Source organism: Delftia acidovorans NBRC 14950 (assembly GCF_001598795.1).
Taxonomy (GTDB): domain Bacteria; phylum Pseudomonadota; class Gammaproteobacteria; order Burkholderiales; family Burkholderiaceae_C; genus Comamonas; species Comamonas acidovorans.
In genome coordinates this window covers 40,488-53,577 of record NZ_BCZP01000010.1, presented here as the reverse complement: position 1 = coordinate 53,577, position 13,090 = coordinate 40,488, and the positions used below count along the sequence as shown (strand labels likewise).

The 13,090-nt window shown below is 67.5% G+C and carries 12 protein-coding genes; 7 read left to right on the top strand and 5 right to left on the bottom strand.

The genetic code is table 11. The features are described 5' to 3' along the window. Nucleotides 1–73: 73 nt before the first annotated feature. Nucleotides 74–643, bottom strand: a complete 570-nt coding sequence (locus DA1_RS14820; protein WP_034389809.1) for a ferritin-like domain-containing protein — start codon at nucleotides 641–643, stop codon at nucleotides 74–76. Nucleotides 644–874: 231 nt separating this feature from the next. Between DA1_RS14820 and DA1_RS14815 the strand changes: the two genes are divergently transcribed. The 3 genes from DA1_RS14815 to DA1_RS14805 all read left to right on the top strand — a co-directional run bounded on the left by DA1_RS14815 (nucleotide 875) and on the right by DA1_RS14805 (nucleotide 3,137). Then, on the top strand, nucleotides 875–1,381 hold the full coding sequence (locus DA1_RS14815) for a glutathione peroxidase (RefSeq protein WP_013804566.1): 507 nt from the start codon (nucleotides 875–877) through the stop codon (nucleotides 1,379–1,381). 119 nt (nucleotides 1,382–1,500) lie between these two features. Further along, complete coding sequence (locus DA1_RS14810; protein ID WP_034389811.1) at nucleotides 1,501–2,565, top strand: asparaginase; 1,065 nt, start codon at nucleotides 1,501–1,503, stop codon at nucleotides 2,563–2,565. A 113-nt stretch (nucleotides 2,566–2,678) separates the two neighbouring features. Continuing rightward, nucleotides 2,679–3,137: an RDD family protein gene (locus DA1_RS14805; RefSeq protein ID WP_034389813.1), complete on the top strand. Its 459-nt coding sequence runs from the start codon at nucleotides 2,679–2,681 to the stop codon at nucleotides 3,135–3,137. A 37-nt stretch (nucleotides 3,138–3,174) separates the two neighbouring features. Here the strand turns inward: DA1_RS14805 and DA1_RS14800 are convergent, their stop codons facing one another. From DA1_RS14800 to sbcD, 4 genes are all read right to left on the bottom strand, one after another. Continuing rightward, the gene (locus DA1_RS14800; protein ID WP_230590701.1) at nucleotides 3,175–3,732 is read right to left on the bottom strand and encodes a lysozyme inhibitor LprI family protein; all 558 of its coding nucleotides are present in this window, start codon (nucleotides 3,730–3,732) and stop codon (nucleotides 3,175–3,177) included. A 78-nt stretch (nucleotides 3,733–3,810) separates the two neighbouring features. After that, nucleotides 3,811–4,419, bottom strand: coding sequence for a hypothetical protein (locus DA1_RS14795; protein WP_034389815.1), 609 nt, complete (start codon nucleotides 4,417–4,419; stop codon nucleotides 3,811–3,813). 94 nt (nucleotides 4,420–4,513) lie between these two features. Next, nucleotides 4,514–8,011, bottom strand: coding sequence for an AAA family ATPase (locus DA1_RS14790; protein ID WP_034389818.1), 3,498 nt, complete (start codon nucleotides 8,009–8,011; stop codon nucleotides 4,514–4,516). Continuing rightward, nucleotides 8,008–9,285 carry an exonuclease subunit SbcD gene (sbcD, locus tag DA1_RS14785; RefSeq protein WP_034389820.1) on the bottom strand — a complete coding sequence of 426 codons (1,278 nt, stop codon included), beginning with the start codon at nucleotides 9,283–9,285 and terminating at the stop codon, nucleotides 8,008–8,010. Before sbcD ends, DA1_RS14790 begins: the two co-directional genes overlap by 4 nt. A gap of 139 nt (nucleotides 9,286–9,424) precedes the next feature. Between sbcD and DA1_RS14780 the strand changes: the two genes are divergently transcribed. The 4 genes from DA1_RS14780 to DA1_RS14765 all read left to right on the top strand — a co-directional run bounded on the left by DA1_RS14780 (nucleotide 9,425) and on the right by DA1_RS14765 (nucleotide 13,038). Continuing rightward, nucleotides 9,425–9,811 carry a VOC family protein gene (locus tag DA1_RS14780; RefSeq protein WP_013804558.1) on the top strand — a complete coding sequence of 129 codons (387 nt, stop codon included), beginning with the start codon at nucleotides 9,425–9,427 and terminating at the stop codon, nucleotides 9,809–9,811. Nucleotides 9,812–9,901: 90 nt separating this feature from the next. Continuing rightward, nucleotides 9,902–10,513 carry a class I SAM-dependent DNA methyltransferase gene (locus DA1_RS14775; protein WP_013804555.1) on the top strand — a complete coding sequence of 204 codons (612 nt, stop codon included), beginning with the start codon at nucleotides 9,902–9,904 and terminating at the stop codon, nucleotides 10,511–10,513. Between the two features lie 8 nt (nucleotides 10,514–10,521). Beyond that, nucleotides 10,522–11,379, top strand: coding sequence for a tRNA-uridine aminocarboxypropyltransferase (locus DA1_RS14770; protein ID WP_155294168.1), 858 nt, complete (start codon nucleotides 10,522–10,524; stop codon nucleotides 11,377–11,379). A 510-nt stretch (nucleotides 11,380–11,889) separates the two neighbouring features. Further along, entirely contained in the window at nucleotides 11,890–13,038 is a 1,149-nt protein-coding gene (locus DA1_RS14765; protein WP_013804553.1) for an acyltransferase family protein, read from the top strand. The last annotated feature ends 52 nt before the right edge of the window (nucleotides 13,039–13,090 follow it).

Here is a 13,090-nt window from a genome sequence, read left to right as displayed (position 1 = left end):
CGCTCGCGCGGGGTGCCTTGCCTATGGGCCAAGCCCCGGTATTGTCGGGCTGGCGGGTACTGGCGGGAAGTGCTTATTTCTCCAGCCAGTCGGACAGCTCGTCCGCGTGTTCCTGCTCCTGCTCCAGGATGGATTCGATCAGCCGGCGCGTGGTCGGGTCCTTGTCGCCGATCAGGTCGATCATCTGGCTGTAGGCCTCGATGGCCACGCGCTCGGCGATCAGGTTGGTGCGGATCATGGCCTTCAGGTCCGTCTCGCCGTTGTAGTCGGCATGGCTGCGCTGGGTCAGCGTCTGGGGGTTGAAGTCGGGCTCGCCGCCCAACTGCACGATGCGCTGGGCCAGCTTGTCGGCGTGGGCCATTTCCTCGTTGGCATGGACCAGGAACTCGTCGGCAATGGCGGGCGAAGCCAGGCCCACGGCCGTGAAGTGGTGGCGCTTGTAGCGCATCACGCACACCAGCTCGGTGGCCAGCGAGTCATTGAGCAGCTTGATGATGTCCTCGCGCCAGGGTCCGAAGTGCGGGGTCACGGCGCCATCGTCCAGGCTGTGCTTGGCGGCCTCCAGGGCCTTGGGGTCCAGTGCCAGGTGGCCGTTGCCGGCATTGGATTTGGCTTGCTTCGTGGGGGTGCTGTTGGGGTTCATACGTGGTCTCTTCATCGTGGGACGGAAACTACGGCAGGCATGCGCCTATGCGGCTTGTAAACACCTGCCAGCGAAACGGGACCAGGCGGGCCGATGTGCCCGCCTGTTGCCTTCCAAGGTAAGTTTTTGGTCGCCTGCTGTCTGTGAGACAAGTCCGCATCCCCATGCCCGGCCAGCGCGCCCCTGGGTGTCCCGGCGCTACCATGGGCGCTCCACTCCAGGAGCACCCGCATGAATGACACCGCCGCCGCGCCCCGCTCGGCCTACGACTTCGAGGCCACCTCCATCACGGGCCAGGCTGTCCCCCTGTCGGACTACCGCGGCAAGGTGCTGCTCATCGTCAACACCGCCAGCGCCTGCGGCTTCACGCCGCAGTACGCCGGCCTGCAGGCGCTGCATGAGCAGTACGGCGAGCGCGGCCTGGTGGTGCTGGGCTTTCCCTGCAACCAGTTCGGTTCCCAGGAAAAGGGCAGCGAATCGGAAATCGCCAGTTTCTGCGACCTGAACTTTGGCGTGCGCTTTCCGCTCATGGGCAAGATCGACGTCAACGGCGCAAACGCCCACCCGCTGTACCGCTGGCTCACGGCCGAGGCGCCGGGCGTGCTCGGCACCAAGGCCATCAAGTGGAACTTCACCAAATTCCTCGTTGGCCGCGACGGCCAGGTCATCCGCCGCTATGCGCCGCAGGATGCGCCGGCCAAGCTGTCCACGGACATCGAGGCCGCGCTGGCGCTTTGATGCGTTGATGCGCGCTGATCGCGCCTGTCCATCAGGGTTTCACGCAGGGCCGGCAGCGCGGGCCGGCCGCACGCCATGGTTAGCATGCTCCTTGACATCACAACAAGGAGACAACACCCGTGAAAGCCTTCCGCCGCACCGCCCTCGCCCTGCTCACTGCCTGCACCTTGCCCATGATTGCTACCAGCGCCGCCGCCCAGGACAAGCCCGTGGTCCAGTTCATCGCCACGGGCGGCACCATCGCCATGAAGATCGACCCGGTCAAGAACGCGCCCGTGCCCGCGATCTCGGGCGACGACCTGCTGGCCACCGTGCCCGACGTGGGCAAGTACGCGCGCATCCAGGTCAACAACCTGTCCAACGTGCCCTCCGACTACATGGACCCGGCCCGCTGGGTGCAGCTCACCCAGGCCGTACAGGCCGCGCTGGCCCGCCCTGAGGTGGCCGGCGCCATCGTCTCGCACGGCACGGACACGCTGGAGGAAACCGCCTTCTGGCTGGACCTGACCGTGCAGTCGTCCAAGCCCGTCGTGCTCATCGGCGCGCAGCGCAATGCCTCGGTGTCCGACTTCGACGGGCCGCGCAACCTGCTCAACGCCGTGCGCATCGCCGTGGACCCCAAGGCGCGCGACAAGGGCGCCATGCTGGCCATGAACAACCAGATCAACGCCGCGCGCTACGTCACCAAGACACACACGGCCAACGTGGAGACCTTCCGCTCGGGTGAATTCGGCTTTCTGGGCGAGGTCTACCCGGACCGCGTGAACTTCGCCTCCACCCCCGCGCGCCGCCAGCACCTGCCCATTCAGGCGCAGACCATGCCCGAGGTGGAAATCTTCCCCATGTACGGCGGCGCCAACGGCCAGGCCGTGCGCCAGGCGGTGGACCGTGGCGTCAAGGGCATCGTCATCGACGCCCTGGGCATGGGCAACATGAACGTCGCCATGCTCGAGGCCGCCAAGTACGCCATCGGCAAGAACGTGCCCGTGGTCGTCAGCACGCGCGTGCACAACGGCCGCGTCATGCCCAGCTACGGCTTCGAGGGCGGCGGCAAGACCTCGTTCGAGGCCGGCGCCGTCATGGCCGACGACCTGCGCGCGCCCAAGGCACGGATCCTGCTGATGCTGGCGCTGCAGTCCGGCGTGACGGGGCAGAAGGACCTGCAGGCGGTATTCGATCGATAGTTCGACCGACAGGCCGCCGCAACCCTGTCGCGCAGGCCCTGGCCTTGCGCGGCATTTCTGGCGGGGCACCGAGGTGGCACACTGGCAGCCTCATATGCCAACCAGGGCGCACCATGCAGGATGACGATCTCGAATACGTGGGCTTCTGGGCCCGCACCGGCGCCGCGCTGATCGACACCGTGATCCTGCTCGTGCTCATGCTTCCGGCCCTGATCTCCATCTATGGCTGGGAATACCTGGAATCCGAAAAACTGCTGCACGGCCCGGCCGATTTCGTCATCTCCTGGGTGCTGCCTGCCATTGCCGTCGTCATCTTCTGGATCAAGAAACAGGCCACGCCGGGCAAGATGCTCATCGCCGCCAGGATCGTGGACGCGCAGACCGGCGCGGACATGAGCACACGGCAGGCCATCATTCGCTACCTGGCCTACTTCGTGTCCATCATCCCGCTGTGCCTGGGGCTGATCTGGGTGGCCTTTGACCCGCGCAAGCAAGGCTGGCACGACAAGATTGCGGGCACCGTGGTGGTCAGGCCCAAGCACCGGGGGGTGCAGCCGGTGAAGTTCCACTGACACGCACCTCAGGCGCGCCCGCAGCGGGCGCTCCGTGCTATTTCAACGGCAGCTCGGATGTGGCATCGCGCAGCTGCGCGGCCCGCCCGAAGTTCAGTGCTGCAGCACAGGACAGGCGCCTGATCTCCGTCGCGTTGCCGGCTGCGCCGCCAGCCAGAGAAGCAAGCCAGCTGCATTGGGCATCGCGGTACTGCGTGAATTCCTTGCCGGAGGCGGACAGCCTGGCCTTGGCCTGGGCGGCATATTTGGCATCCTCATCCCATTGCCCCAGTGCGCTGGCTGCCTGTTCCTCGGCCTGCTTCAAGGCCTTGTGGCTGTCTGCGAGCCTGCGCGCCAGGCAGTCTCGCATTCCGGCCTGGGAGTGGGCACTGCATTCCTCGCGCAAGGCGCGTTCATCGGGTTGAGGAATGATTTCCGTGGCGAGGCTCCACAGAGGGATGCAGGCTGCCAGTGCCAGGGTTGTCAGCTTTTTTGCTCGCATGTGGAGGTCCTGAATCCGAATAGGCCGGGCTGCCTGATGCCGATGCAATGACGATGGCCGCAAAGGCGCCGGGCATTCTGGCATGCCTGATTGGCCGGTTGCGAGCAACTGCACGCGAACGCCAAGCCACCGGTCATGCCAATGCGCAGTGGTTTCCTTTGCGCACGAGCACCGGCCTCCCCGCCCCGTGGCTCAATCCTCTTCCAACCCCGGCTCGTCCACCACGAAGCCCGAGCCGTCCTCGTCGCAGAACACGCATTGCTGCACGAAGCTGTCCAGGCTGCTGGCGTGGAACCAGATCAGGCCCTGGTCTTCGTCGCAAAGCATGTCGGTCTGTTCGTCCACGCTGGCGGCGGCAAAGCCGCTCAGTTCCATTTCTTCGAGGAACTGCTCCAGGTCCTCGCAGCCTGCAAACAGCTCATGGTCCAGGCTGCCGATGCGGCCCTTGAAGGCGCCGTGCAGCACTTCCACGAAGGGGTTGCCGCCGGGGTCATGGCCAATGACCATGAAGTGCGCGGCAAACAGGTTCTCGCGCTGGTGGTCCTCCACGTCGCAGTGCTCCGAGCCTGCGCGGAAGTGGTGCAGGGTGCGCAGCCAGGCGTGGTTGTCGCCGGTCTCGTCGTCGGCCTGCAGGTAGTCCTCGCGGTCGGGCGCCGCTTCGAGCCGGTCGAAGTCCAGGCCGTTCTGCGTGATCAGGAACTGCGCGTAGGCGTCGGAGAAGCCTTGCGCGGCCTGGTACTCGCGCACCGCCTGGGCGTCGGGCAGGGCCAGGCCGAAGGGATTGGGAAAGCGCACTTGCATGGAACGGTCCTTGAAAAGGAGTGAACGGCGGCCACGCAGGCCGTGCCCGCAGGATGGTGCAGGCGTTGGGAGGCAGTTTGGTGACAGTTCCGCATCACGACGAAACCACCAGCCTCGAATGCCCCACGCCACCGCCTTTCTCCACCCGCACCTGCACGGCGATGCGCTCCTTGAGCGCCTCCACGTGGCTGATGATGCCGATCATCTTGCCGCTGTCGTTGAGCCGGTCGAGTGCGTCGAGCGCGATCTCCAGCGTGTCGGCATCGAGCGTGCCAAAGCCTTCGTCGAGGAACAGGGAGTCGATGGAGGTCTTGTGGCTGACCAGGTCGGACAGCGCCAGGGCCAGGGCCAGGCTGACGAGGAAGGCCTCGCCGCCCGATAGCGTGCGCGTGTCGCGCGGGGTGTCGCCCTGCCAGCTGTCGACGATGTCCAGTTCCAGCTCGCCCTCGGGCTTGCGGCGCAGCAGGTAGCGGCCGTGCAGGCGTGCCAGGTGGAGGTTGGCCAGGTGCAGCAGGTGGTCCAGGGTGAGGCCCTGGGCAAAGCGCCGGTATTTGTCGCCCTTGGCCGAGCCAATGAGGCCGTCCAAGTGCTGCCACAGGTCGCTGTCGCTCGCCTGGGCGGCGATGTGCTCGAACAGGGCCTGCTGGCCCTGGCGGCGGCGCTGGTCGTCGGCCAGCTGAGCGCGGGCGCCGCCCAGTTGTTCGCTGAGTGCCGTATGGCGCTCCTGCAGTGTTTGCAGCAGGGCCTGGATGGCTTCGGGTGCCAGGTCGGTCAGGGCCTGGGCCTGCAGATCCGTGTGCTCGCGCTGTGCGGCTTCCAGCAGGGTGGCCGCGCGCTGTTGTGCCGCCTGCAACTGCTGGCGCAGCGCGGCCAGGCGCTGGCGTTCGGGTGCGGGCAGCAGGGCCTGCAGGAAGGCGGGTTCGTCAGCAAAGGGACTGGTGCTCAGGGCGGCCTGCCATGCGGATTCGGCCTGGGCCGCTTCCTCGCGCTGGCGGGCCAGCGTGGCCTGGGCCTGTTGCTGCTGGCCTTGCAGGGCAACCTGCTGCCGCGTGAGAGCGGCGATGTCGCTGGCGCATTCGGCCAGGGCCTGCGGCAGCTGTTCCACGGGCGGCAAGGGCAGTGAAGGCGGCTCTGCCACAGCCGTATCGGCGGGATGGGGCTGCGCCGTTCTCTGCGCCTCCCACTGTGCCTCCCACTGTGTTTCCCACTGTTTTCTCCAGCGCTGCGCCTCGGCCTCGGCCGCCTCGCATTCCTTGCGCTGCAAGGCCATGGATTGGGCCAGTTGCTGCAGGTCGTGCCGGGCCTGTTGCCAGTGCTGCCATTCGGCTTCGCGCGCTTCAAGCCAGGGCTGGGCGTCGTCGGGCAGGGTGTGGCCGGCCTCGCCGAGTGAGGCCTGCAACTGCGCGTTCAGCGCCTGGGCTTCGGCCTGCAGGCTGGCGATGGATTGCTGCAGTTCTTCGCGGCGTGCGCTGTGGTCGGCCAGGGCCTGCTGCTGCAGCGCAAGCTGGCCTTGCGCGGTCTGCAGTGACTGGCGGCTGTGCTGGGCGGCGTCCTTGGCCTGTTGCACGGCCTGCTCGCCTTGCTCGGCGGCCTGCACGGCGCGCTTGAGCGTGTCCAGCTGGCGGGCGCAGGCCTGGGCCGATGCGGCGAGGGTGTCGGCCTGTTGCCAACTGTCTGGCGCGAGTTGCAGGGGTTGCGTGAGGCCCGGCCATGTGTCGTGCCATGTGCCGTGCCAGCGTGCGATGTCTTGTTCCAGTTCGTCGGCCTGGCGCTGGCGCGCAGCCTGTGCGGCCGTGGTGGCGGCCAGCGTGGCGCGGGCGGTTTCGCCCTGGGTTTGCAGGGCGTCGAGTTCATCCTGCTTGCGGCGCAGCGCGGCTTCGGTGGCTGAGGCGTCCAGCGCTTCGTAGGCGGCCACGGCCGGGTGCTCGTGCGCGCCGCACAGCGGGCAGGGCTGGCCGGGCTGCAGGGCGTGGCGGTGCTCGGACAGGCTTTGGATGCGCTGCTCCTGCAGGAGCAGGGTCTGCTTGTCCGCGACCTGTTCCTTGACGCTCTTGTACTGCTGCCGCAGGGCTTGCAGCGATGTGTCCTGCGCCCGCGCCTGTGCCTCTCCATCGCGCAATGCCTGCTCCAGCGCAGCTTGCTGGCGCGCAAGTTCGCGGCGCTGCGCGGCCTGGGTTTCTGCCTGGCGCCACAGGTGCAGGCGGTCCTGCTCTGCCTGCTCGCGCGCGCGCAGCTCGGCCATGCCGCCGCTGCCTTGAAGGCGCTGCGCCTGTTCGTCCTGCGCGTGCTGGAGTGCGGCGCTGGCGCGGGCCTGGGCGTCGGTGGCGGCCTGGACCTGGGCCGTGCCGGCTTCGGCGCATTGCGCCATGCGGGCCTGTTCGGCATCCAGCTTGCGCAGGGCCTGCTGCTGGTTGGCCGCTTGCTGTTGCTGGCTGGCGCGCAGCTTGAACTGCTGGCGCCAACTGCCCAGTCGCTCGCCCAGCAGGGCATGGGCTGCATGGTGGGTGCAGAACTGTTCCAGCGTTTGGTGCTCGGTCTGCTGGCGGGCCAGGGTGTCTTGCGCAGCCTGGGCCAGGCGGGCGGACAGGGCCTGGGCATGGCGGTGCTGTAGCAGCAGCCGGGCCTGGGTCTGCTGTTCGTGCTCGCGCAGTTGCTGCAGTTGCTGGCGGCTGTCATCGCAGGCGGCGGTGCTGCGCTGCCAGGCCTGGTGCAGCGGCTGCAGCGCCTGCGCGGGCTCGTCATGGGCCAGTCTTTCCAGTTCGGGCGTGGCCTGCTCCAGTGCCTGGGCGGCGTCTGCGCAGCCGGTGCGGGCGGCCTGCAGTGTCTGGGTGGCCTGGGCCAGTTGCTGCTGCCATTGGTGCTGGGCCTGGGTGCGCAGGTAGTCGGCCTGCAGCGTGGCCTGCTCCGTCACCAGGCTGTCGGCCTGGGCCTGCAGGGCATCGCGCGCCTCGGGCGTCAGCAACTCCACGCCATCGGCCTGGGCCTTGAGCTGGTCCAGGCGCTGGCGCGCATCGCGGGCGCGTTCGAAGACTTTTTGTGAGATGAGGCCGTAGATCTCGGTGCCTGTCAGCTCTTCCAGCAGGCCGGCGCGGACGTTGGCATTGGCTTCAAGGAACGCTGCAAAGCCGCCTTGGGCCAGCAGCATGGACTTGGTGAAGCGCTCGAAGTCCAGGCCCGTGATGGCAGCAGTCTGCTCCAGCTTGTCGCGCGTCTGGCTGCTGAGGATGATGCCGTCGCCCCGGGCCAGTTCCACCTTGGGCGCCTGCAGTGCGCCATCGAGCCTGTCGCGTGCGCGGCGCTGGCTCCAGAAGGCGCGGTAGACCTGACCCTTGACCTCGAATTCGACCTCGGCCAGACAGTCGGCCGTGTGGCGCGTCATGAGGTCGTTGGCCGATGCCGAGATGTTGTTCAGCCTGGGTGTCTGGTGGTACAGCGCCAGGCAGATGGCATCGAGCAGGGTGGACTTGCCCGCGCCCGTGGCCCCGGTGATGGCGAACAGGCCGTTGCCCGCGAACGGTGCCTGCGTGAAGTCGATGCGCCATTCGCCCTTGAGCGAGTTGAGGTTCTTGAGCCGCAGCGTAAGGATCTTCATGCGCGGGCCTCCTCGCCGTGTTCGCCGGCGCCTGGCTGGGGCGCATCAAGCCCGGCCACCACTTCCTGGTAGCGCCGGGTGAGGGCCTGGGCCAGGCCGGGCTCCAGTGTTTCCAGCGCCAGGCGGCGCTCGAAGACGTCGGCGGGGCTGATCTCGTGCAGCGACTCGCCGGCGGCGGCGGCCATGCCGGCCACCGCCCGGCCGCGCTGGCGCCGCACGCGCAGCAGTTCCACGGGCAGCTCGTCGGCCAGGGCCTGCACGCGGTCGGTGAGCTGGGGCAGGTAGTCGTCCTGCTCCACCACCACCTCCAACCACACGGGCCGTGCAGGGCTGCCGGCCTGGGCGGTGGCGCGCATCAGATCCGGCAAGGCGGTCAGGCTGCCTGCCACCGAGGCCATGGGCTGAAAGCAGGGCACGGGCAGCGGCGTGACGGCCTGTAGCCCTTCGGGGCCCAGGTCCACCAGCAGCATCTGCTTGGACTGGCGGGCCTCGTCAAAGCTCAGCGCAATGGGCGAGCCGCTGTAGCGGATGTGCTCCAGGCCGCCCACTTTCTGCGGCTGGTGGATGTGGCCCAGGGCCACGTAGTCGGCGGGCGGAAAGGCCGAGGTGGGGAAGGCATCCAGCGATCCCACGTAGATCTCGCGCACGGACTCGCTGCTGCTGGCGCCCACGGTGGTGAGATGGCCCGTGGCGATGATGGGCAGGCGCTGGCCGGATGCGGCGGCCAGCGCGTCACGGCGTGCCATTGCGGCGGCGTGCACGCTGCGGTAGCAGGACTCGATGGCGGCCTGCAGCGCCTGCTGCTTTTGCTCGGCGCTTTGGCCGGGCTGGCTCAGCACCAGGTCGCGCGGGCGCATGAACGGCAGGGCGCAGACGATGCAGCCGGGCGCGGCCGGCTGCCCCGGCCGGCGCCGCAGCGGCAGCTCGACCACGTGGCTGGCCGTCTCGCCCACGGCGGCAACCACGGTGGTGTCCAGGCAGGCCAGCAGCTCGCGGTTCTCTGCCAGCGTGGCCACGGAGTCGTGGTTGCCGCCCAGCAGCAACAGGGCCACGCCCGCCGCATGCAGGCGCACCACCAACTGGCTGTACAGCTCGCGCGCATAGCTGGGCGGCGCGCCGGTGTCGAAGATATCGCCCGCGATGAGCACGGCATCCACCGCCTGGGCATCGACCTGCTCCAGCAGCCAGTCGATGAGCGCAGCGTGCTCGGCCTGGCGGCTCTTGCCCATGAAGTGCTGGCCCAGGTGCCAGTCGGAAGTGTGAAGAAGGCGCATGGTTTCGGTATCGCGGTATCGGTGCAATGTCCGCCGGCTGTGGCGGGGGCGACAGTATGGTCGCTGGCGCGCATGGGTGACAGCAGGACGGCGTGCCGCAGCTAACATCCCGGTTCGCATCAACCAAGGAGACACAGGCATGTTCAGCCACGTCATGGTCGGGGTCAACGACCTCGAAAAATCCAAGCAGTTCTACGACGCATTCCTGGGCGCGCTCGGCGTTGCGCCGGGCATGGCCAACAAGAACCGCTATTTCTACCGCAGCGCGGGCGGCACGTTTGCCATTTCCACACCGATCAACGGCGAGTCTGCCTGCCACGGCAATGGCGCGACCATCGGCTTTGCGACGCAGTCTCCCGAGCAGGCCGACGCGGCCCATGCCGCAGCCGTGGCAGCCGGGGGCGTGACCTGCGAGGATCCGCCCGGCTGGCGCGAGGCTTCGCCCGGTGGCCGGCTGTACCTGGCCTATGTGCGGGATCTGGATGGCAACAAGCTGTGCCTGTTGCATCGGCCGCCCAAGGCCTGAGCGAATACCGCATCCCGGCATATACAAACCCCTCTGCGCCATACTCCCGCCCGAACGCGCCCACCGGGCGCTCACCCCCAAGGAGAATGCGTGCAATCAGCAAGTGACCAGTGGTTCGACGAGGCGTACTACCAGCGCTACTACTTCGACAAGAAGACCAGCGTGGTCGATACCGAGCATGTGAACCGTCTGGGCGCTTTCGTCTGTTCCTACCTGAGTTATGTGCGCGTGCCCGTGCGCCGCGTGCTGGATGTAGGCTGCGGCATCGGTCTTTGGCGCGAGGCGGTGCAGCGCCACTTCCCCGGTGCCAGCTACCACGGCGTGGAGTTCAGCGAGTACTTGTGCGGGCGCTTCGGTTGGGAGCGCGGCTCGGTGGTGGACTATGCGGCGCATGATCCTGCAGAGCCCTTCGATCTGGTGATCTGCCAGGGCGTGCTGCCCTATCTGAGCCCGCCGGATCTCAAGCGCGCGCTGGCCAATCTGGGGCGGTTGAGCCGAGGCGGTCTGTATGTGGAGGCGGTGGCGCGCGAGGATTACGAACGTGGCGTGATCGATGAGGATCTGACCGATCCGCGCCTGTTCCGCCACCGGGCCGATCTGTACCGGCGCGGGCTGGCCGAGCATTTCAAGGAACTGGGAGGCGGCGTGTGGCTGAGCCGCCGCGCCGAGCTGCCGCTGTTCGAGCTGGAAAGCGTGGGATGAGCCTGGAAATGTCAGCTGTGCCTGCTTCGGCGCAGGATGCCTGCGTGCCTCTGTCCTATCTGCGCGGCGTGGACTCCGGCGTGGCGCCGCATGCGGTCTCGCGGCTGCGCACGCAGCGGCTGGCGCGCAGCACGCGGCCGTTTCTGTCGCGCGGCGGGCCGCGCGGCGAGCGCTGCGAGGGATGCCGGCTGCGGCCTTCGTACTGCCTTTGCGCGCTGCGTCCCATGCTGCCGACGCGGGCGGGCTTTTGCCTGCTGATGCACGATGCCGAGCCGCTCAAGCCCAGCAACACGGGCTGGCTGATCGCCGATGTGGTGGAGCAGACGCACGCCTTCGGCTGGGCGCGCACCGAGGCCGATGTGGGCCTGCTGGCCTTGCTCGATGATCCGCAGTGGCAGCCCTATGTGGTGTTTCCCGGCGAGTTCGTGGAGCCGCTGCAGCGCGTGGTGCATACGCTGCCGGCGCCCCGGGCCGGAGCCCAGGCCGGGACCGAACCCGACCCAGGCCGGCGCCCGCTGTTCATCCTGCTGGACGCGACCTGGCCCGAGGCGCGCAAGATGTTCCGCAAGAGCCCTTACCTGGACCGCTTTCCGGTGCTGAGCCTGCACCCGGATCAGGTGTCGCAGTACCGTCTGCGCCGCTCGCAGCGCGAAGACCATTTCTGCACCAGCGAGGTGGCGGCCCTGTGCCTGGAGCTGACGGGCGACGTGGGTGACCGGCGCGCGGGCCGTGCGCTGGAGAGCTACCTGGCGCTGTTCACCGAGCACTATCTGCGGGCCAAGAACCAGCAGCCGGTGCAGACAGACAGTGACGCGCGCCGTGGTCTGCAGGACGCGATCTCTTCCGTTTGTCCGCCTGCTTGTTAAAAACGATAGCGGAAGATGCTGGTGTTCATTGGGATTGGTGGCGTTTTGTTCCAAATTGTTGACGGCGCATCCAACTCCCCTTGCCCTGTGTTCGCCAGTGGCTCAACAGGGCGGCGCAGGGCGGCGTGAGGCAGGGCACAGCAGCGCTGGCGGCAACTTCCTGTTACGTTCCGGCCGCGGTGCGCTGCCCATACTCGCTGCGTGCGATGAGAGGTGGACAGGCGGCGGGGCGGGATGACCCAGGACTCCAGGCCGAATGTCCATCGAACCTGGCCCGCAGGCGGTGATGGCTAAAATCGGATTTCGCTGAAATTCATCAGCCATTGCCCTGCACTGCAGGGCATGTTCGTGCACGCAGGGCCGCCCGTAGAGGCGGCCCGCATCCTCCAGGTGCGCCGCAGCCGCGGCTCGCGGATTGCTGGTCACAGCATCCGCCGGGAACCTTGGGGCGTGCCGTCTCTCTTATCGCGCTGGACCATGCGTTGCGACCCTCCCGGGGACGGCTGCGCCATGTCCGCGTGCTCCATTTTTCATGGGGTTTGTTCATGGCCCGGGGCTTATGCCCCGGCGTTGGAAAGGTGTCCGGTTTTGGTGGTCAAGGATTTCAAACTGCACTACAACCCCGCCCTTGACGGGCTGCGGGGCGTGGCGATCCTGTTGGTGATCTTGTCGCACTCCCATGCGCCTTTGTTCGATGGCGCATTCTTCGGGGTGGACCTGTTCTTCGTGCTCAGCGGCTATCTGATTACCTCGCTGCTGCTGATGGAGAACGAATCCGAAGGCCGCATCGGCTTCTGGCGCTTTTACCGCCGCCGCTTCTATCGCCTGATGCCGGCGCTGGCCCTGTTCCTGGGCGCGTACTGCATCTTCGCGCCCTTGCTGTGGCCGGACCTGAACGACATCTACACCGATGCGCTGGTCTCCATCCTCTATCTGGCCGACTACGGCATCGCCTTCTTCGACAGCCCGGACACGCTGCTGCACATGTGGTCGCTGTCGGTGGAGGAGCATTTCTACCTGATCTGGCCGCCGCTGCTGGTGCTGCTGCTGCGCTTTTCCAAGCCGGGCCGTCTGTGGCGCCCGATTGCCCTGCTGTGGGCGCTGAGCTGGCTGTGGCGCGTGTACTGGGTGGACCAGGGCCAGCACTTCTATGAGATCTTCTTTCGCTTCGACACCCGTGCCTCGGGCCTGTTCGCCGGTGCGCTGCTGGCGGCGGTGATGATCGAGCGGCCCGACTTCATCGCTGCACTGAAGGCGCGCATGCACCACGCCATGTGGGTGCCGCTGGCCGTGCCGCTGTTGATGGCGCTGCAATGGGACAACCAGGACGCCATGGTCTGGGGCATCACCGTGGTGGAATGCGCCGCCGTGGTGCTGCTGGTGGCGGCAAGCCAGGGCTCGGGCCTGGTCTTCGACATGCTGTCGTCGCCCACGCTGGTGAAGCTGGGCCGCCTGTCCTATGGCGTCTACCTCTGGCACTACCCGGTGGTGCGCTATCTGCGCGCCGACTTCTCGTGGCCCGTGGTGGTGGCGCTGGGACTGGCGATCTCGGTGGCGCTGTCGGCGCTGTCGTTCTACACGATCGAGCGCTGGGCGCTGCGCATGCGCGATGGCGAGCGCAAGGGCGGCGAGCGCCAGCCGCAGGCGCAGCCGGCCTGAATGCCGGCAGCGCGCCGAAAGCAAAAAAGGGAACGTTGGCACGTTCCCTTTT